Annotated in this window: 16 protein-coding genes and 1 riboswitch; of the genes, 10 read left to right on the forward strand and 6 right to left on the reverse strand. The window is 64.2% G+C overall.

The window, feature by feature from the left end; genetic code table 11:
- The first annotated feature begins 61 nt into the window (after positions 1 to 61).
- The 5 genes from grpE (at position 62) to OUZ49_RS15120 (ending at position 6242) form a co-directional block, all read left to right on the forward strand.
- Positions 62 to 580, forward strand: a complete 519-nt coding sequence (gene grpE, locus OUZ49_RS15100; RefSeq protein ID WP_266151321.1) for a nucleotide exchange factor GrpE — start codon at positions 62 to 64, stop codon at positions 578 to 580.
- Positions 581 to 737: 157 nt separating this feature from the next.
- Entirely contained in the window at positions 738 to 2666 is a 1929-nt protein-coding gene (gene dnaK / locus OUZ49_RS15105) for a molecular chaperone DnaK (RefSeq protein WP_266151322.1), read from the forward strand.
- 128 nt (positions 2667 to 2794) lie between these two features.
- Positions 2795 to 3922, forward strand: coding sequence for a molecular chaperone DnaJ (gene dnaJ / locus OUZ49_RS15110; RefSeq protein WP_266151323.1), 1128 nt, complete (start codon positions 2795 to 2797; stop codon positions 3920 to 3922).
- 124 nt (positions 3923 to 4046) lie between these two features.
- Positions 4047 to 4850, forward strand: coding sequence for a 4-hydroxy-tetrahydrodipicolinate reductase (gene dapB / locus OUZ49_RS15115; RefSeq protein WP_266151324.1), 804 nt, complete (start codon positions 4047 to 4049; stop codon positions 4848 to 4850).
- 143 nt (positions 4851 to 4993) lie between these two features.
- A riboswitch (yybP-ykoY riboswitch) is annotated at positions 4994 to 5186 on the forward strand.
- A 48-nt stretch (positions 5187 to 5234) separates the two neighbouring features.
- On the forward strand, positions 5235 to 6242 hold the full coding sequence (locus tag OUZ49_RS15120) for a sodium:calcium antiporter (RefSeq protein WP_266151325.1): 1008 nt from the start codon (positions 5235 to 5237) through the stop codon (positions 6240 to 6242).
- 24 nt (positions 6243 to 6266) lie between these two features.
- On the opposite strand, the gene OUZ49_RS15125 is transcribed toward OUZ49_RS15120, so the two are convergent.
- The gene (locus OUZ49_RS15125) at positions 6267 to 6962 is read right to left on the reverse strand and encodes a 2OG-Fe(II) oxygenase (protein WP_266151326.1); all 696 of its coding nucleotides are present in this window, start codon (positions 6960 to 6962) and stop codon (positions 6267 to 6269) included.
- Between the two features lie 212 nt (positions 6963 to 7174).
- Between OUZ49_RS15125 and carA the strand changes: the two genes are divergently transcribed.
- The 3 genes from carA to greA are packed head-to-tail and all read left to right on the forward strand — an operon-like array spanning position 7175 to position 12004.
- The gene (gene carA, locus OUZ49_RS15130; protein ID WP_266151327.1) at positions 7175 to 8302 is read left to right on the forward strand and encodes a glutamine-hydrolyzing carbamoyl-phosphate synthase small subunit; all 1128 of its coding nucleotides are present in this window, start codon (positions 7175 to 7177) and stop codon (positions 8300 to 8302) included.
- A gap of 1 nt (position 8303) precedes the next feature.
- Positions 8304 to 11531 carry a carbamoyl-phosphate synthase large subunit gene (gene carB / locus OUZ49_RS15135; RefSeq protein ID WP_266151328.1) on the forward strand — a complete coding sequence of 1076 codons (3228 nt, stop codon included), beginning with the start codon at positions 8304 to 8306 and terminating at the stop codon, positions 11529 to 11531.
- Positions 11528 to 12004 carry a transcription elongation factor GreA gene (greA, locus tag OUZ49_RS15140; RefSeq protein WP_266151329.1) on the forward strand — a complete coding sequence of 159 codons (477 nt, stop codon included), beginning with the start codon at positions 11528 to 11530 and terminating at the stop codon, positions 12002 to 12004. The genes carB and greA overlap by 4 nt, the downstream gene beginning before the upstream one ends.
- 283 nt (positions 12005 to 12287) lie before the next feature.
- Here the strand turns inward: greA and OUZ49_RS15145 are convergent, their stop codons facing one another.
- A complete protein-coding gene (locus tag OUZ49_RS15145) occupies positions 12288 to 13061 on the reverse strand; it encodes a CPBP family intramembrane glutamic endopeptidase (protein WP_266151330.1) in 774 nt (257 codons plus the stop codon).
- Positions 13062 to 13129: 68 nt separating this feature from the next.
- Between OUZ49_RS15145 and OUZ49_RS15150 the strand changes: the two genes are divergently transcribed.
- Positions 13130 to 13771, forward strand: coding sequence for a TetR/AcrR family transcriptional regulator (locus OUZ49_RS15150; RefSeq protein WP_266151331.1), 642 nt, complete (start codon positions 13130 to 13132; stop codon positions 13769 to 13771).
- A gap of 75 nt (positions 13772 to 13846) precedes the next feature.
- On the opposite strand, the gene ykgO is transcribed toward OUZ49_RS15150, so the two are convergent.
- From ykgO to OUZ49_RS15170, 4 genes are all read right to left on the reverse strand, one after another.
- Complete coding sequence (gene ykgO, locus OUZ49_RS15155) at positions 13847 to 13972, reverse strand: type B 50S ribosomal protein L36 (protein WP_029213509.1); 126 nt, start codon at positions 13970 to 13972, stop codon at positions 13847 to 13849.
- 80 nt (positions 13973 to 14052) lie between these two features.
- Complete coding sequence (locus tag OUZ49_RS15160) at positions 14053 to 14949, reverse strand: LysR family transcriptional regulator (protein ID WP_266151338.1); 897 nt, start codon at positions 14947 to 14949, stop codon at positions 14053 to 14055.
- A 239-nt stretch (positions 14950 to 15188) separates the two neighbouring features.
- Complete coding sequence (locus OUZ49_RS15165) at positions 15189 to 17207, reverse strand: NADPH-dependent 2,4-dienoyl-CoA reductase (protein ID WP_266151339.1); 2019 nt, start codon at positions 17205 to 17207, stop codon at positions 15189 to 15191.
- 214 nt (positions 17208 to 17421) lie between these two features.
- Positions 17422 to 17679 (reverse strand): acyl-CoA-binding protein, encoded by a 258-nt coding sequence (locus tag OUZ49_RS15170; RefSeq protein WP_266151340.1) that lies wholly within the window; start codon positions 17677 to 17679, stop codon positions 17422 to 17424.
- 114 nt (positions 17680 to 17793) lie between these two features.
- Between OUZ49_RS15170 and cmk the strand changes: the two genes are divergently transcribed.
- Positions 17794 to 18474, forward strand: a complete 681-nt coding sequence (gene cmk, locus OUZ49_RS15175) for a (d)CMP kinase (RefSeq protein WP_266151342.1) — start codon at positions 17794 to 17796, stop codon at positions 18472 to 18474.
- The last annotated feature ends 35 nt before the right edge of the window (positions 18475 to 18509 follow it).

An 18509-nucleotide genomic window follows, 5' to 3' on the forward strand; every position in this document is an offset into this window, starting at 1 on the left:
AGTATTGATTGACGGCTGGCGCCCTGGGGGCACCGGCCACGGATAAGGCTTGGAGTTATTCATGCAGAGCAACGATCCACAGGCACCGAACGAGGCACAGGGCGAGTCGCCCCAGGCCGAACTGGAGGCACTCAAGGCGCGCATCGCCGAGCTCGAGGCCAGCAATGTCGAGCTGCGCGATACCGTGCTGCGCGAAAAGGCCGAGATTGAGAACCAGCGCCGCCGCCTGCAGCGTGATGTGGAGCAAGCCCGCCGCTTCGCCAATGAGAAGCTGTTGAACGAGCTGCTGCCGGTCTACGACGGCCTCGAGCGTGGCCTGGAAGTGGAGGGCGGCGACGTCGCCACGGTGCGCGAGGGCATCTCGCTCACGCTGAAGTCGCTGCTGAAGATTGCCGAGAACAATGGCCTGGTCCAGGTCGATCCGCTGGGCCAGCCGCTGGATCCGGAAAAGCATCACGCCGTCAGCATCGTCGATGCCCCGGGGGCTGCTCCCAATACCGTGGTGAACGTGCTGCAGAAGGGCTATGTGTTGAACGATCGACTGCTGCGCCCGGCGCTGGTGGCGGTCGCGAAGGATTGACGCCTTGCCGGGGGCGAGGACGCCTGAACCGCGTCCCCCTTCGGGCCTGGGCAGAAGCATCGGAGGTCTTGCCGGCATTGAGATGCCAGGCGTCGGGCCCCATCTGGAAACCAGTTGCGGCCGAGGGGTCGCTATAAAGCATTCGGGAGTAGACAACATGGGCAAAATCATCGGTATCGATCTGGGCACGACCAACTCGTGCGTCGCCGTGATGGATGGCACCACGGCCAAGGTCATCGAGAACTCGGAAGGCGATCGCACCACGCCGTCGATCGTGGCCTTCACCAAGGACAACGAAGTCCTGGTGGGCGCGCCGGCCAAGCGCCAGAGCGTGACCAACCCCAAGAACACCTTCTACGCGGTGAAGCGCCTGATCGGCCGCAAGTTCACCGACGCTGAAGTGCAGAAAGACCTGCACATCGTGCCCTACGGCATCGTCGCCCACGAAAACGGCGACGCCTGGGTGCAGACCGCCGACGGCAAGAAGATGGCGCCGCAGGAGATCTCGGCCAAGGTGCTGATGAAGATGAAGAAGACCGCCGAGGATTACCTCGGTGAGCCGGTCACGGAAGCCGTGATCACGGTGCCGGCCTACTTCAACGACAGCCAGCGCCAGGCCACCAAGGACGCCGGCCGCATCGCGGGCCTGGACGTCAAGCGCATCATCAACGAGCCGACCGCTGCCGCCCTGGCCTATGGCCTGGACAAGAAGGGCGGCGACCGCAAGATCGCCGTGTACGACCTTGGCGGCGGCACCTTCGACGTGTCGATCATCGAGATCGCCGAAGTCGACGGCGAGAAGCAGTTCGAAGTGCTGGCCACCAATGGCGACACCTTCCTCGGTGGCGAAGACTTCGACATGCGCGTCATCGACTACCTGGTCGAGGAGTTCAAGAAGGACCAGGGCATGGACCTGCGCAAGGATCCGCTGGCGCTGCAGCGTCTGAAGGACGCCGCCGAGCGCGCGAAGATCGAGCTCTCGTCCAGCCACCAGACCGAAGTGAACCTGCCGTACATCACGGCCGACGCCTCCGGTCCGAAGCACCTCAACATCAAGCTGACCCGCGCCAAGCTCGAGGCGCTGGTGGAAGACCTGGTCAAGCGCACCATCGATCCGTGCCGCACCGCCTTGAATGACGCCGGCCTGCGCGTGTCCGACATCAACGAGGTGATCCTCGTCGGTGGCCAGACCCGCATGCCCAAGGTGCAGGAGTCGGTGAAGGACTTCTTCGGCAAGGAGCCGCGCAAGGACGTCAACCCGGACGAGGCCGTCGCTGTCGGCGCCGCGATCCAGGGCGGCGTGCTGGGCGGTACCGTGAAGGACGTGCTGCTGCTGGACGTGACCCCGCTGTCGCTCGGTATCGAGACGATGGGCGGCGTGATGACCAAGCTGATCGAGAAGAACACCACCGTGCCGACCAAGGCTTCGCAGGTGTTCTCCACCGCCGACGACAACCAGACCGCGGTGACCGTGCACGTGCTGCAGGGTGAGCGCGAGCGCGCCAGCGCGAACAAGTCGCTGGGCAAGTTCGACCTGCAGGGTATCGACGCGGCTCCGCGCGGCATGCCGCAGATCGAGGTCACCTTCGACATCGACGCGAACGGCATCCTGCACGTGTCGGCCAAGGACAAGAAGACCGGCAAGGAGCAGAAGATCGAGATCAAGGCAGGCTCGGGCCTGTCCGAGGACGAGATCAACCGCATGGTCGCCGACGCCGAGGCGAACAAGGAAGAGGACAAGAAGTTCCACGAGCTGGTCAGCACCCGCAACAAGGCCGACCAGCTGGTGCACGCCACCCGCAGCGCGCTGAAGGAGCACGGCGGCAAGGTGCCGGCCGATCAGCTCAGCAGCATCGAAGGCGCATTGTCCGACCTGGAAAAGGTCAAGGACAGCGACGACAAGGGCGCCATCGAGTCCAAGATCGAAAAGCTCGAGCAGGTGGCCCAGGCGCTGTACGCAGCGGCCCAGGGCGGCGCCCAGGCTGACGCCGGTGCCCACCAGGCTGGCCCGCAAGGTCCGGCCGGCGGCCACCAGGACGACGTGGTCGACGCCGAGTTCACTGAAGTCAAGGACGACAAGAAGTAAGATGTCCCGGTCGGCGCTGCCGATCCAACGCAGCCCGCGCCCGGGACTCGACCCAGGCGCGGGCTGTTTGCTGAAGAGACATGGATCGCGCGATTCATGTAAGAGAGCGGTCCATGTCGGATGCAACAATGAGCAAGCGTGATTACTACGAAATCCTGAGCGTCGAACGCACGGTCACCGAGGCCGAGCTGAAGAAGTCGTTCCGCCGGCTGGCGATGAAGTTCCACCCGGACCGTTGCCCGGACGATCCGCACGCGCAGGAGAAGTTCAAGGAGGCCAAAGAGGCCTACGAAGTGCTGTCCGATCCGCAGAAGCGTGCGATGTACGACCAGCACGGCCATGCCGCCTTCGAGCACGGCATGGGCGGTGGTCGCGGTGGTGCCGGCTTCGGCGACATGGGCGACATCTTCGGCGATATTTTTGGCGACATCTTCGGCATGGGCGGCGGACGCGGTCGCGCGCGCCGTGGCTCGGACCTGCGCTACATCATGGAGCTCGACCTCGAGGAGGCCGTGTTCGGGGTCGAGCGCAAGTTCGAGATTCCCACCCAGGTCAACTGCCATCATTGCAATGGCTCGGGTTCGGCGGACGGCAAGACCGTGCAGTGCCGCACCTGCCAGGGTCATGGCCGCGTGCGCATGCAGAACGGCATCTTCTCGATCCAGCAGGCCTGCCCGCATTGCGGCGGCAGTGGCCAGGCGATCGAGAAGCCCTGCAAGGAATGCGACGGCGAAGGCCGCCTGCAGGAAACCCGCGCCTTGTCGGTGAATATTCCCGCAGGCGTGGACAATGGCGATCGCATCCGCCTGGCCGGACAGGGCGAAGCCGGCCCCGCCGGCAGCGAGGCGGGCGACCTGTATGTGGAAGTGCGCGTGCGCGAGCACGCGATCTTCCAGCGCGACGGCAACGACCTGCATTGCGAGCTGCCGATCCGTTTTTCGCAGGCTGCCCTGGGCGCCGAGCTGCAAGTGCCCACGCTGGAAGGCGAAGTGGCCATCACCATTCCGCCGGAAACGCAGACGGGCCAGCTGTTCCGCTTGCGCGGGCGTGGCGTGAAGTCGGTGCGCAGCAGTCGCACCGGCGATTTGATCTGCCGCGTGGTGGTGGAGACACCGGTGCGCCTGACCAAGGCGCAGCGCGAGCTGCTCGAGCAGCTCGAAGCCACCTTCTCCGCTAGCGATGCTGATCAGCACACGCCGCGCGCGAAGACCTGGGTGGACGGCGTCAAGCAGTTCTGGTCGCGCGTCACTTCGTAACTGTCTGCGCCTTCCCCGCCCAGGGAAGGCGCCCCCCATGCGGACTTGCCCGTGTACGCCGCTGCTGGCTGCCGTTAGCATCGCGTCTGCCGTCTTTGCTGCTACGCCCGGAAGGAGTCCACGCATGAGCCGTCCCGTTCGACTCGCCATCAATGGCGCCACTGGCCGCATGGGGCAGGCCTTGCTCGGCCTGGTCAGGGACGATGCACGCTTCAACCTGGTCGCTGCCATGACCTCGCCAGCTTCATCGCGTCTGGGGCAGCCGGTTTTTGTCGGTGACGACAGCTTGTGCTTCACGCATGGTTGGCCGGGCGCCAACACGCTCGATGTAGTAGTCGACTTCAGCGGTCCGGCGGGACTGGCCGAAGCCTTGACCTATTGCGAGTCGCATGAGGTGGCCTTGGTGACCGGTACGACCGGTGTCGATGCAAGCTTCAGCCAACGGCTGGCGTCGTCGGCGCAACGCATCGCGCTGCTGAGGGCCGCCAATTTCAGTCTCGGCGTCGCCGTGCTGACACGCTTGCTGCGTGAGGCTGCGGCAGCACTGCCTAATTGGGATCTGGACATCATCGAGGCGCATCACAATCGCAAGGAAGATGCTCCCTCGGGTACGGCGCTTGCATTGGGTGAAGCGGCCGCTGCTGCCCGTGCGACTTCACTCGCTGAAAGTGCCGTCTATGCGCGCGAAGGTCGCACGGGTCCGCGCGAACACGGCACAATTGGTTTTGCGGTCGTACGTGGTGGCGATATCGTCGGCGAGCACCTTGCCTTGCTGATGGGGCAGGGCGAACGCGTGGAACTCGCGCATCGCGCCACGGATCGCTCCATCTTCGCTCGTGGTGCATTGGAAGCGGCGCACTGGCTCAGCGGGCGCACGCCAGGGTCTTATGATCTCGATGCGATGCTGAGCGAACGCGCCGGGCGCTAACAGGGCGACCACACGGTGCCCCTGCCTTCATCACCCTCGTCATCCCAGCTTGACCAGCCCTTCGGCTGTCGAGAGCTGCTGGGATGACGGCAAGGGCGGGGCGCACGTCTTGCTTGTCTGCCTGGATGGTCGCCAGTACCATGCCAGGCATTGTCATTGGGGAGTAGCCATCCTCACCCCACTCGCAGGCGATGTCGGCCTGCGATTCCAGAGGAATCCGCGTCAACAGACTTGAAGCCCCGGCTTCATGGCGTGGATGGCCCACCGATCACCATCAGGTGTCGGTAGCCCGGCGAGACCTTTGGCCGCGACGCGCTTACCCTGCCGGGCGAGCTCGCGTCGTCGAGCCAATGGTTGTTCGCTCGCCCGGCCCTGGAAATACGCATGCTTACCGCGTTGTTGTTCCTGCTTTCGGCTAGTGCGATCTATCTCGCCTGCGAATTCTTCGTCAATGGCGTGGAATGGTTTGGCCGCAAGCTCAGCCTTGGTGCTACGGCCACCGGCTCGGTGCTGGCGGCATTCGGCACGGCCTTGCCCGAGAGCGCCGTCACCTTTGTTGCCGTGATCTTCGGCAAGACGCCGGAACAGAAAGACATTGGCGTGGGTGCCGCCTTGGGCGGGCCGCTCGTGCTCGCCACGATTGCCTATGCCGTGGTGGGCGTGGCGTTGTGGATGAATCGCCGCAAGTTGCAGCGCGTCGATGCCTTTGTTCGGGTCGAGCATGCCCGCCTGGCGCGGGACCAGTCGTGGTTCCTGGCGATCTTCGTGGTCAAGTGCGGCCTGGGTCTGGTGGCCTTTGCCTTCAAGCCCTGGTTGGGCGTGTTGTTTCTCTGCGCCTACGGGCTGTACGTGTGGCGTGAGCTGAAGGACGACAGCACCGCGCCGGAAGAGGAAGAGCTCGAGCCGCTGAAGCTTCGCCCTAAGGACGGCGACCCGGGCTTGTGGTGGATCGTGCTGCAGACCACGCTGGCCTTGCTGGTGATCGCGTTCGCTTCTCACACCTTCGTCAAACAGATCGAGACCATTGGCGTCGCCTTGCAGCTATCGCCGCACCTGGTAGCCCTGGTGCTGAGCCCGGTGGCCACCGAGTTGCCGGAGACGATGAATGCGCTGATCTGGGTACGCCAGGGCAAGGAGCGGCTCGCCCTGGCGAACATCTCCGGTGCCATGATGATCCAGGCGACCGTGCCAAGCGCGCTGGCGATCTTCGCCACCCCCTGGATCTTCGACGCGCCGCTGATGGTCTCTGGCCTGCTGACCGGCGTGGCCGTGATCTACCTGTGGTGGTTGTTCCGCAAGGGGCGTGTCGATGCCCGCTGGTTGCTGCCGGTCAGCGGGCTCTACGTGGTTTTCGCCGTCTATGTGGCCTGGTACTTCGGCAGTCGGCTCTGATCGGGCGTGCGAACCGGGCTTGCCTCAATCGCGATGCGACGCGTTGCGGTCGCGGTCGGCGCCGAGCTGGCGGTCGAGCGAACCGAAGATCCACTTGAAGGCGCGGGCGAACTTGCCGCGCCGGGTCTTGCGCAGCTTCTCCGCTTCGCTGGTGAGCCAGGCGACCTGGATCACGCGGCGTTCGCCTTCGTAGGGAAGATGGCCATGGAAGGAGTTGTCGCAGCGCTTGAACACGGCGAACTCGCCGTACAGTGGCTTCAGTTCGGGCGCGAGCACGCTGTCGATGCTGTCGATGCTGCCAAGAAAACGCAGGCAGCCATCGCTGGTGTCGGGCCACATCGGGTTGAGGTAGAGCAGGGCCGTCGCCACCTTCGACTTGCTGTCGGTGTGGATGGTGCCGTGCCGCTTGTTGAGCGACCGGCACAGCGTGATCAGGGTCGGGAACTGCCCGAGGTTCGGGATGCCCAGGCGCTGGCCGACCGCGCTGGCGAAATCAGCCGAGCTCAGGCGCTGCACCAGGGCATTGACCGAGGGCCCGCAATCGGCGGCGTCGTAAGGGAAGAAGCCGGCGCTGGCATAGCGCGGGAAATCGCGCTCCAGGTCGCCGCGCGCCTCGTCCGGCAACTGGCCGTGAGCGATCAGGAACGGGAACGGCTCCAGCCGAATATCCGTGTCCGGTCGGTCAAGGCGGGCGGGATCGAGCAGCACGGCTGAATTCATCGAGATCGGTCTGTGACTTGGCGGCGCTAGTGTAGCCTCCGGATTGGCCCGCATTGGACCCGTGCGCGGCGCTTCGTTCAGCTGTTTTTGGTGGACAGAAACGGCTCTTACACCTATCATTTCAACCCGCCCTACGACTTTCCTTGATCAAGGTCCACAAGCCTGCAACGTGCGGCTTGCGGACTTTGCTGCACCTAAAAGGCGGAATTCCCATGCCTATCCCCGCTCTGCTTGCCCTCGAAGACGGCAGCGTGTTTCACGGCTACGCCGTGGGCGCGACTGGTGAGACCGTTGGTGAGGTGGTTTTCAACACCGCCATGACCGGCTACCAGGAGATCCTTACCGATCCCTCGTACGCCAAACAGCTTGTCACCCTTACCTATCCCCATATCGGCAACACCGGCGTCAACGTCGAGGATGCCGAGTCGAACACGGTGCACGCCGCCGGCCTGATCGTGCGCGATGTGCCGCGCCGACACAGCAACTGGCGCAGCAGCGAGAGCCTGCCCGATTACCTGCAACGCCACGGTATCGTCGCCATCGCCGGCATCGACACCCGTCGCCTCACCCGCATCCTGCGTGACAAGGGTGCGCTGTCAGGCTGCATCGTCGCCGGCGAGCAGGTCGATGTGGACGCCGCCCTGGCCAAGGCGCGTGCCTTCCCCGGCCTCAACGGCATGGACCTGGCCAAGGTGGTCAGCGTCGGCGAGCCGTATACGTGGAACGAAGGCACCTACGACCTCGACAACAAGGCGTTCAATCAGCCGTCCAAACGCTACAAGGTGGTGGCTTACGACTTTGGCGTGAAGCACAACATCCTGCGCCTGCTGGCCGAGCAGGGCTGCGACATCACCGTCGTGCCTGCGCAGACCGCCGCGGCCGAAGTGCTGGCGATGAAGCCCGATGGCGTGTTCCTGTCCAATGGCCCTGGCGATCCGGCGGCCTGCGACTACGCCGTTGCGGCGACGCGCGAGTTCCTTGACGCGAAGATCCCGCTGTTCGGCATCTGCCTGGGTCACCAGATCATGGGCCTCGCCGTGGGCGCCAAGACGCTGAAGATGAAGTTCGGCCATCACGGCGCGAACCATCCGGTGAAGGATATCGACGACAGCCGCGTGCTGATCACCTCGCAGAACCATGGCTTCGCGGTCGATCCGGCCACGCTGCCGGCGAACGTGCGGGTGACCCACGTCTCGTTGTTCGATGGTTCGCTGCAGGGCTTCGCGCTCACCGACCGTCCCGCGTTCTGCTTCCAGGGTCACCCGGAAGCCAGCCCCGGCCCGCACGACATTGGCTACCTCTTTGACCGATTTGCCGCACTGATGCAGGAGGCCCGCTGAGATGGCTAAGCGTACCGATATCAAGAGCATCCTCATCATCGGCGCCGGCCCGATCGTCATCGGTCAGGCCTGCGAGTTCGACTACTCCGGCGCGCAGGCATGCAAGGCGCTGAAGGAAGAGGGTTACCGCGTCATCCTGGTGAACTCCAACCCCGCTACCATCATGACCGACCCGGAGACGGCGGACGCCGTCTACATCGAGCCGATCAACTGGCAGACGGTGGAGCGCATCATCGCCAAGGAGCGCCCGGACGCGGTGCTGCCGACGATGGGCGGCCAGACCGGCCTCAACTGTGCCCTCGACCTGGCCGACCACGGCGTGCTCGAGAAGTACAACGTCGAGCTGATCGGCGCTTCGCGCGAAGCCATCCGTATGGCCGAGGACCGCGAGCTGTTCCGCGTGGCCATGGCCGAGATCGGCCTGGAATGCCCGAAGGCCGAGGTCGTGCGCACGTTCGAGCAGGCGCTGGAAACCCAGGTGAAGGTGGGCTATCCGACCATCATCCGTCCCAGCTTCACGCTCGGCGGTTCCGGCGGCGGCATTGCCTACAACCGCGAGGAGTTCGAGGAGATCGTCAAGCGCGGTCTGGAACTCTCGCCGGTGGGCGAAGTGCTGGTCGAGGAATCCGTGCTCGGCTGGAAGGAATTCGAGATGGAAGTGGTCCGCGACAAGGCGGACAACTGCATCATCGTGTGCTCGATCGAGAACCTCGATCCGATGGGCGTGCACACCGGCGACTCGATCACGGTCGCGCCGGCGCAGACGCTCACCGACAAGGAATACCAGCGCCTGCGCGACGCCTCGATCGCGGTGCTGCGCAAGATCGGCGTGGACACCGGTGGCTCCAACGTGCAGTTCGGCATCAATGCCGAGAACGGCCGCGTGGTGGTCATCGAGATGAATCCGCGCGTGTCGCGTTCCTCCGCGCTGGCCTCCAAGGCCACCGGCTTCCCGATCGCCAAGATCGCCGCCAAGCTGGCCGTGGGCTACACGCTGGACGAGCTCAAGAACGACATCACCGGCGGCCTCACGCCGGCCTCGTTCGAGCCGACTATCGACTACGTGGTCACCAAGATCCCGCGCTTCGCGTTCGAGAAGTTCCCCTCGGCCGATGCCCGCCTCACCACCCAGATGAAGTCGGTGGGCGAAGTGATGGCGATGGGTCGCACCTTCCACGAGTCGCTGCAGAAAGCGCTGCGCGGCCTGGAGATCGGCAAGACCGGCCTCAACCCGACCGGCCTGGACCTGACCACGGAAGATGGCCTGGCCGTGCTCAAGCGCGAGCTGCGCGAGCCGCGCCCGGATCGTGTCTTCCATCTCGCCGATGCGTTCCGCGCCGGGCTGTCGCTGGAAGAGGTGTACAACCTCAGCCGCGTCGACCCCTGGTTCCTCGCTGCCTTCGAAGACATCGTGCTGACCGAGGGCGAGGTGAAGACGCAGGGTCTCACCGCGCTCGACGCACCTCGCATGCGCGAACTGAAGCGCATGGGTTTCTCCGATGCCCGCGTGGCCGAATTGACCGGTACCGACGAGGCCGCCGTACGTCACCTGCGCCACACGCTGGGCGTGCGCCCGGTGTACAAGCGCGTCGACTCCTGCGCCGCCGAGTTCGCCACGACCACGGCATACATGTACTCGACCTATGAGGAAGAGTGCGAGGCCGCGCCGACCAATCGCGACAAGATCATCGTGCTCGGCGGTGGCCCGAACCGTATCGGCCAGGGCATCGAGTTCGATTACTGCTGCGTGCACGCCGCGCTGGCGCTGCGTGAGGACGGGTTCGAGACCATCATGGTCAACTGCAACCCGGAGACGGTTTCGACCGACTATGACACCTCCGATCGCCTGTACTTCGAGCCGCTGACCCTGGAAGACGTGCTGGAAATCGTCGACCTGGAGAAGCCCAAGGGCGTGATCGTGCAGTACGGCGGCCAGACCCCGTTGAAGTTGGCGCGCGCGCTCGAGGCCGCCGGTGCGCCGGTGATCGGCACCTCGCCGGATTCGATCGACCTGGCCGAGGACCGCGAGCGCTTCCAGCAGATGATCGTCAAGCTGGGCCTGATCCAGCCGCCGAACCGCACCGCCCGCACCGCGGACGAGGCGCTGGCGCTGGCGCGCGAGATCGGCTATCCGCTGGTGGTGCGTCCGAGCTACGTGCTGGGCGGCCGCGCCATGGAAGTGGTGTATGACGACGCCGACCTCTCGCGCTATATCCGCGAGGCGGTGCAGGTGTCGAACGATTCGCCGGTGCTGCTCGATCGCTTCCTCGACCATGCGGTCGAGGTCGACGTCGACATCATTGCCGACGCCGAAGGCAACGTGCTGATCGGCGGCATCATGGAGCATATCGAAGAGGCCGGTGTGCATTCCGGCGACTCCTCCTGCTCGCTGCCGCCGTATTCGCTGTCGGCCGAGGTGCAGGACGAGATGCGCCGCCAGGTCGCCGCGATGGCCAAGGAGCTGAAGGTCATCGGCCTGATGAATACGCAGTTCGCGATCCAGGGCGACACCGTGTTCATCCTGGAAGTGAACCCGCGCGCCTCGCGCACGGTGCCGTTCGTGTCCAAGGCCACCGGCGTGCCGCTGGCCAAGATCGCGGCGCGCGCCATGGCCGGCAAGTCGCTGCTGGCGCAGGGCACGACGCGTGAGGTCATCCCGGGTTACTACTCGGTCAAGGAAGCGATCTTCCCGTTCCTGAAGTTCCAGAACGTTGATCCCATCCTCGGCCCCGAGATGCGTTCCACCGGTGAGGTGATGGGCGTGGGTCGCAGCTTCGGCGCCGCGTTCGCACGCGGTCACGACGCGGCCGGCATCAAGACGCCGCCGAAGGGCAAGGTCTTCGTGTCGGTGCGCGATGCCGACAAGGATCGCCTGCTGCCGGTTGCGCGCGAAGTGCTGGAGCGCGGTTTCAGCCTGGTCGCCACCGAAGGCACGGCCGCCTATCTCGACAAGCACGGCGTCGCCTGCGAGCGCATCAACAAGGTGATCGAAGGCCGCCCGCATATCGTCGACCTGATCAAGAACGGCGAAATTGTCTATATCGTCAACACGACCGAGGGCAAGCAGGCGATCGCCGACTCGTTCTCGATCCGGCGTGAGGCCCTGCAGCGGCGCGTCACGTACTCCACCACGGTGGCAGGCGCGCGCGCGCTGGTGCATTCGCTGGATTACCACGGCGACGACCAGGTCAACAGCCTGCAGGAACTGCATGAGGAATTGAAGGCATGAGTCGAGCTCCCATCACCAAGACGGGATCAGAGCGTCTGCGTAGCGAGCTGGAAAAACTGAAGTTCACCGATCGGCCGCGCATCATCGCGGCCATTGCCGAGGCGCGTGCTCACGGCGACCTGAAGGAGAACGCCGAGTACCACGCGGCGCGTGAACAGCAGAGCTTTACCGAAGGCCGCATCGCCGAGCTGGAAGCGGCACTGTCCACCGCGGAAGTGATCGACGTCAGCCGCCTCACCGCAGGCAGCCGCGTGGTGTTCGGGGCAACCGTCGACCTGGAAGACGAGGACAGCGGCGAAGCCGTAACCTACCAGATCGTGGGCGACCTCGAAGCCGACATCAAGCAGCGCCTGATCGCCGTGTCGTCGCCGATCGCGCGTGCGTTGATTGGCAAGAGCTCGGGCGACAGCTTCGAGTTCAAGGCGCCGAACGGTGTGAAGCGTTACGAGATCACCGGCGTGCGTTACCAGTAAGATAGAACGCACTGACCTGATCATCCGAGCCCCGCTTTCCCTGGAAGCGGGGCTTCGTTTTTTTGGCTTGTCCAAGCGCCTGTTCAAGATTTCGTTGCAGGGAACAAGTTCGTTGTCGTCATTCCAGCGAACGCTGGAATCCAGCGCCTTCGTGCCTCCATGAAGTCACTGGATCCCAGCGTTCGCTGGGATGACGATTTAGGGGAAGGTGTCGTTTTGGCAACTTCTGCGCTCATTACCGAGGTTTTGAACAGGCGTTCATCCGATCAATTCCGCTGGCGAACTACTCGCAATTGCAGCCCGCCGTCAGCGCGGCGGCCTCTTCTGGCGCGTCAATCTCGGGGTGATATATCGCGAGTACCTGCAAGTCGATGAGGCAGTGCAGCAGGATCGGCAACACAAGGTTTCCGGTCAGAATGGCAAGCAGGCCAAAGGCCAAGCCCGCGGAGGCGGTCCGCATTATGCCGACCCATCCCTGGTAGGCGTGGCCGATGCCAAAAGCTACAGAACTCAGGAGCCATGCCAGCGTCAGACTCAGATGCGGTCCGCCATCCAGGTGGCCGCGCAGGTATTCAAGGAGGAAGCCCCGGAAGAGCAACTCTTCGGTCACGCCGGCGGTTACGCTCACCACGATCCACCAACGACGCTCCTTGCGCGACACGGGCGAGATGAAGCGCAATGATCTTATGGCTTTCGCGTATCGCGGCCGCATTCGGCGATTGAGCATGCAATGCAGACCAGGCCACAAAGCGAGCGAAAAATAGACGGCCATCAATGCGGTGGCGAATGCGTATAGCCAAGGCCGGCCATCGAGCCAGGGCAGGTCGCCGGGATATCTGGGAATGACAAACAACCGTTGGTATCCCGAGCATGCGACGACGGTAGCTAGGGCGATCCAGGTTTTCGCGATGCCATGGCGGTACAGGCTCATTCGCGCCTGGCTGCTACTGTGCCGCTTGAGTTGCCGCGTCCTTGGCAAGTCGATGAATGGCAGGACGAGCACGATGGCGAGGGCGCAGATCGCTTGGGCCAATCCGGCGGTCATCGGTAATGACATGGCCTTTCCTTGGTCGTAAATGTAAATTTACTTTCACATAATAATGATCGACCTGTCCAGAGGCGACGATGTCCAAAGTCCTGTCCACGCGTGAACCCAAGCAGCAACGCAGTCGAGAAACCTTGGAACGGCTGCTCAGAGCCACGATCAAGGTGCTCGACGAAGAGGGGCTGGATGGAGCGGTCGTTCCGAAAATCGCGGCGATGGCCGAAGTGGCTCCGGCCAGCATCTACCGTCGTTTCGTAGACAAGGACGCGCTGTTGAAAGCGGCCTTTATGCACATGCTGCGGATCAGCAACAAAGCGAATCGGAGCCGCCTGAAGAAGGCCTTGTTGCGCGATACCTTGGAGGCGACTGCAGAGCGCTTAATGGCGCTGTTGCACGACCAATATCGGCGCTTTCCAACTTTGTTCCGGGCATTGTCGCGATTCATGGATGGCGAGGCCGATAGCGAATTCGGTCGCGAAGCGCGATCGCATGTCGCGGAAAACGTCAACCTGGTCGTCGACGTTCTGATGGCTTTCAGCAGCGAAATAAAGCACGGTTCTCCTCGGCGCTCACTGCAATTTGCTGTGCTTTCCGCGGTGAGTTCGATGGAGGTCCATACCCTGGAACCTGCATCGTTATGGCATGCGGTGTTGCCGCTTTCCCACAAGGAGCTCAAGGCCGAATTGGCGCGCGGCTTTGTGGCCTATCTGCGATCGCCGTGACGGCCGCGCCGTCCACGATGGACAATAAAAAAGGCCGCTTGCGCGGCCTTTTCGTCACTCATCGCTGCTGAAGGATCAGCGCTGACGAGCCTTGAAACGCGGATTGCTCTTGCAGATCACGAACACTTTGCCGCGACGGCGCACAACCTTGCAGTCACGGTGCCGCGACTTGGCGGACTTCAAAGAGGAAAGCACCTTCACGGCCAGCTCCTGAAACTATAGAAAGAAAAAATACAAGAACGGAATTGTAACTGGCTGTTTCGCTTGTTACAAGTCTCAGGCTATTGCGGTTCAGTCATGGCGCTCAGGAAGCGCCTGACCACGGGCGAGGGATTGTCCGCCCGGCTGGCCAGGGCCAGCAGCATATAGGCATCCGGATCCTCCAGGCGCAGGTAGCTGACCCCGGCCAGGCTCACCGATTTCATCGAAGCCGGTACCAGCGCCAGCCCCATCCCGGCCGCCACCAGGACCAGCAGGCCATTGATCTGCTGCGCATGCTGGCGGATCAACGGGTGGAAGTTGGCCTTGGCGGCAATCTGGGTAAGGCGGTCATACAGCGTGGCGGCGAGTTCACGCGGCTGCACCACAAAGGCCTCCATGGCCACTTCGCGCAGCCAGATGCTTTCCTTCTGCGCCATCGGGTGTCCGGAGGGCAGGGCGAGCAACAAGGGTTCGTGGTCGATCACGTCCAGGCGTATGTCCTTGGCGATGCTTTCGTGCCCCGGCATGTCGCGCACGAAGCCCACGTCGAGGTCGCCGGATAACAGGGCGGCATACTGTGCCTCCGTGTACATCTCGCTGAGGATCAGCCGCACCTGGGGCGCGAAACGGCGGTAGCGCAACAGGGTCTGGGGCAGGGCGGGATGGAAGGTGACGGACACGGTGTAGGCCAGGCGCAACTTGCCGCTGAACCCGGTGGCGGCATCGGCCATCTGGATGCGGGCCTCTTCGGCCTTGTCGAGGATCTGGCGGGCCTGGTCCAGGAACAGCTTTCCCGGCTCGGTCAGCGCCACGTGCCGCTTGGTGCGCTCCAGTAGCCGCACCCCCAGATCTGCCTCAAGTGCCTGGATTTGCTGCGAAAGTGGTGGCTGCGAGATGTGCAGGCGCTGGGCCGCCCGGGTAAAGCTGAGCTCCTCGGCCACGGTCACGAAGTAGCGAAGCTGACGGAAATCGAACATATATATGGAAACCGAATAAGTGACGGCCTAAATATATATTTGTTTCTATAACCTGTCGTTCGTATTATTGCCTCCGTCGCGCCACCGTCCCCTCCCCCCAGGTGGCGCCGACCCTCGCCCCGCGGCGACGCCATCCCCCCGATATCTGGTCTTCCTCCCCCCTGACCCATATCGGCGCGTCGCTTAGCGGGGCGCTTTCTTTTCCAGACACGCCCGGCCTTGGCCGGGCGTCGTCGTTTCTAGAGGGCGGTTGCCAGGCGGGTGCCCTGGTCGATGGCCCGCTTGGCGTCGAGTTCGGCCGCCACGTCGGCGCCGCCGATGAGGTGCGTCTTGATGCCGGCCGCGGTCAGGGCGTCAGCCAGGGCGCGGTTCGGCTCCTGGCCGGCACAGATCACCACGTTGTCCGCAGGCAGCAGCTGCGGCTTGCCATCGACCGTGATATGCAGGCCCTGCTCATCGAAGCGGTCATAGCTCACGCCACCGAGCATGCTCACGCGCTTGGCCTTGAGCGTGGCGCGATGGACCCAGCCGGTGGTCTTGTTGAGGCGTGCGCCGGGGCGACCCTCGGTCCGCTGCAGCAGCCATACCTGTCGGGCCGGGGCCTCAGGCTGGGGTGGAGCCAGTCCGCCACGGGTATCGAGGCGCATGTCGACGCCCCATTCGCGGGTCCAGCGAGCGACATCCAGGGCGGGCGAGGGCGGGTGCTCGACCAGGAATTCCGCCACATCGAAACCAATGCCGCCCGCGCCGATGATGGCGACGCGCGGCCCTACGGGTTTGCCACGGGCAAGTACGTCCAGGTAGCTCAGCACGCGCTGGCCGTCGCTGCCCGGGAAGCTGACGCGACGCGGCGTGATGCCGGTGGCCACCACCACTTCGTCATAACCGGCGGCAGCCAGCGTGTCGGCATCGGCAGGCTGGCCGAGCTGCACGTCGACGCCGGCATCCTCGAGCCGGTGGCGGAAATAGCGCAGCGTCTCGTGGAACTCCTCCTTGCCGGGAATGCGCTTGGCGACATTGAACTGGCCGCCGATCTCGTTGGCCTGATCGATCAGGGTGACCTGATGGCCGCGCTCGGCCAGCGTGCTGGCGCAGGCGAGTCCGGCCGGGCCGGCGCCGATCACGGCGAAGCGTTTGCGCGTGGTGGCCGGCGTGATCGCCAGTTCGGTTTCGTGGCAGGCGCGAGGATTGACCAGGCAGCTGGCACGTCGGTTCTGGAACACGTGGTCCAGGCAGGCCTGGTTGCAGGCGATGCAGGTGTTGATGCGGTCGCTGCGTCCCGTCTTCGCCTTGTGTGCCCAGGCCGGATCGGCCAGCAGCGGGCGCGCCATCGATACCATGTCGGCCTCGCCGCTGGCGAGAATCTGCTCCGCCACGTCAGGCATGTTGATGCGATTGGTGGTGATCAGCGGGATCGCTACCTCGCCCTTGAGCTTCCGGGTGACCCAGGCAAAGCCCGCGCGCGGCACGCTGGTGACGATGGTGGGCACGCGCGCTTCATGCCAGCCGATGCCGGTGTTGATGATGCTGGCGCCGGCTGCCTCGATGGCCTTGGCCAGCGTCACGATCTCGCTCCAGTCCTGGCCGTTTTCCACCAGGTCCAGCATCGACAGGCGGTAGATGATGATGAAATCGCGGCCGACGGCTTCGCGCGTGCGACGCACGATTTCCACCGGGAAGCGCATGCGTCGCGATGCATCACCGCCCCAGTGGTCGCTGCGTTGATTGGTCCGCGCCACCAGGAACTGGTTGATCAAATAGCCTTCCGAACCCATCACCTCGATGCCGTCGTAACCGGCCTCCTGGGCGAGCTTCGCGCAACGCACGAAATCCTTGATGGTGCGCTCGACCCCGCTGCTGGAAAGCGCGCTGGGCGTGAAGGGCGTGATCGGCGACTTGATCTTCGATGGCGCCACCGACAGCGGGTGATAGCCATAACGGCCCGCATGCAGGATCTGCATGCACAACTTGCCGCCTTCGGCTTGCACGGCGCGGGTGAGCTTGCGGTGCCGCGCCACATGCCAGGGCATCGACAGGCGGCCGCCGAACGGCTTCAGCCAGCCCTGGATGCTGGGCGCGATACCGCCAGTCACCATCAGCCCCACGCCGCCACGCGCGCGCTCGGCGAAGTAGGCCGCCAACTTGTCGTAGTCGGCGGACTTGTCTTCCAGGCCCGTATGCATCGAGCCCATCAGGATGCGGTTGGGCAGGGTGGTGTGCCCAAGGTCGAGCGGGGCGAACAAATGGGGATAATTCATACGGGCCGGTGAGTTCAAACGGTCGTATGAATGTGCCCGGTCTGGGCGTTTGAAAGCAAGGGCGGGGCGAGGGACGAGTAGCGAGGGCGCAAACTCCGCCGCCTGGGGTAAGCATGGGGTCGCCGACAGAGAGCTGTCGTCCAGCTTAAGGGTTACCTCTGGTGGCAGGCTTGGGCGCCCTCGCTACTCATCCCTCGCCCCTAGATCATCCGCCTCAGTCCAGCAGCTCCCGCACCAGCTCGATATAGCGCCGCTGCGCCTCATCCCGCGGCGTACCGCGCAGTTGGGCCCAGGCCTCGTACTTGGCGGTGCCGACGAAATCGAAGAAACCGGGTTGATTGCTATGCACATCGCCTTCCGAGCCCTGCTTGTAGAGCGCGTACAGCTTGAGCAGCGTGTCGTTGTCAGGTCGCTGGCCGTACCGCTGGATATCTTCGGCGGCCTGTTCGAATTCGCGACTGAGATCATTCATGGTTAAAGCTTGCATGGGCCTGGCGGACTAAGAGAAGCGACTGGGTATCACGCGTTCCATGCGAGACCAACGCGATAGCATAGGCGTTTTCGTCCGCCACCGTCAGGAGTCCCCATGAGCCCATCGTCGTCCGTTCCCATCCTCACCATCGACGGGCCGTCGGGATCGGGCAAGGGGACCATCAGCCGGCTGGTGGCGGAAAAGCTGGGTTGGCGGCTGCTGGACTCGGGGGCGCTGTATCGGGCGGTGGGCTATGCGGCAGGCATGGAGGGGTTGGACCTGTCCGACGCCGAGGCGGTGACCCGCTGCGCCCAGACCACCAAGATCCGCTTCCAGGCGGCCACCGATGGCAGCGACACCCGGGTGCTGGTCAACGGCCATGACGCCACCGATGAATTACGGACCGAGACGGCGGGCGCGGCGGCCTCGGCGATTGCCTCAATTCCTTCGGTGCGTCAGGCACTTGTCGAGATGCAGCTGGGTTTTCGCAAGGCCCCCGGCCTGGTCGCCGATGGCCGGGACATGGGCACGGTGATCTTCCCCGACGCCCCGTTCAAGGTGTTCCTGACCGCAAGTGCGGCCGAACGTGCGAAAAGACGCTATAAGCAGTTGAAGGAAAAGGGGCTGAGCGTTACACTTGCCACCCTTCAGCGCGAGATCGAAGCGCGTGACGCCCGCGATGCATCGCGAACCGTCGCGCCGCTCAAGCCGGCCGCAGATGCGGTTTTCATCGATACCACCGGCATGGGCATCGACATTGTCGTCGCGAAAGTATTGGCTGTCGCGCAGTCCTGAGGGCTGCCGACGGCTGTTCGTGCCCCTACCGCGGT

Source organism: Dyella halodurans, from assembly GCF_026283925.1.
Taxonomy (GTDB): domain Bacteria; phylum Pseudomonadota; class Gammaproteobacteria; order Xanthomonadales; family Rhodanobacteraceae; genus Dyella; species Dyella halodurans.

Excerpts from the sequence above, each read along its gene's own strand:
- grpE (WP_266151321.1), top strand. The coding sequence starts at position 62 with ATGCAGAGCAACGATCCACAGGCACCGAACGAGGCACAGGGCGAGTCG.
- dnaK (WP_266151322.1), top strand. The coding sequence starts at position 738 with ATGGGCAAAATCATCGGTATCGATCTGGGCACGACCAACTCGTGCGTC.
- dnaJ (WP_266151323.1), top strand. The coding sequence starts at position 2,795 with ATGAGCAAGCGTGATTACTACGAAATCCTGAGCGTCGAACGCACGGTC.
- dapB (WP_266151324.1), top strand. The coding sequence starts at position 4,047 with ATGAGCCGTCCCGTTCGACTCGCCATCAATGGCGCCACTGGCCGCATG.
- OUZ49_RS15120 (WP_266151325.1), top strand. The coding sequence starts at position 5,235 with ATGCTTACCGCGTTGTTGTTCCTGCTTTCGGCTAGTGCGATCTATCTC.
- OUZ49_RS15125 (WP_266151326.1), bottom strand. The coding sequence starts at position 6,962 with ATGAATTCAGCCGTGCTGCTCGATCCCGCCCGCCTTGACCGACCGGAC.
- carA (WP_266151327.1), top strand. The coding sequence starts at position 7,175 with ATGCCTATCCCCGCTCTGCTTGCCCTCGAAGACGGCAGCGTGTTTCAC.
- carB (WP_266151328.1), top strand. The coding sequence starts at position 8,304 with ATGGCTAAGCGTACCGATATCAAGAGCATCCTCATCATCGGCGCCGGC.
- greA (WP_266151329.1), top strand. The coding sequence starts at position 11,528 with ATGAGTCGAGCTCCCATCACCAAGACGGGATCAGAGCGTCTGCGTAGC.
- OUZ49_RS15145 (WP_266151330.1), bottom strand. The coding sequence starts at position 13,061 with ATGTCATTACCGATGACCGCCGGATTGGCCCAAGCGATCTGCGCCCTC.
- OUZ49_RS15150 (WP_266151331.1), top strand. The coding sequence starts at position 13,130 with ATGTCCAAAGTCCTGTCCACGCGTGAACCCAAGCAGCAACGCAGTCGA.
- OUZ49_RS15160 (WP_266151338.1), bottom strand. The coding sequence starts at position 14,949 with ATGTTCGATTTCCGTCAGCTTCGCTACTTCGTGACCGTGGCCGAGGAG.
- OUZ49_RS15165 (WP_266151339.1), bottom strand. The coding sequence starts at position 17,207 with ATGAATTATCCCCATTTGTTCGCCCCGCTCGACCTTGGGCACACCACC.
- OUZ49_RS15170 (WP_266151340.1), bottom strand. The coding sequence starts at position 17,679 with ATGAATGATCTCAGTCGCGAATTCGAACAGGCCGCCGAAGATATCCAG.
- cmk (WP_266151342.1), top strand. The coding sequence starts at position 17,794 with ATGAGCCCATCGTCGTCCGTTCCCATCCTCACCATCGACGGGCCGTCG.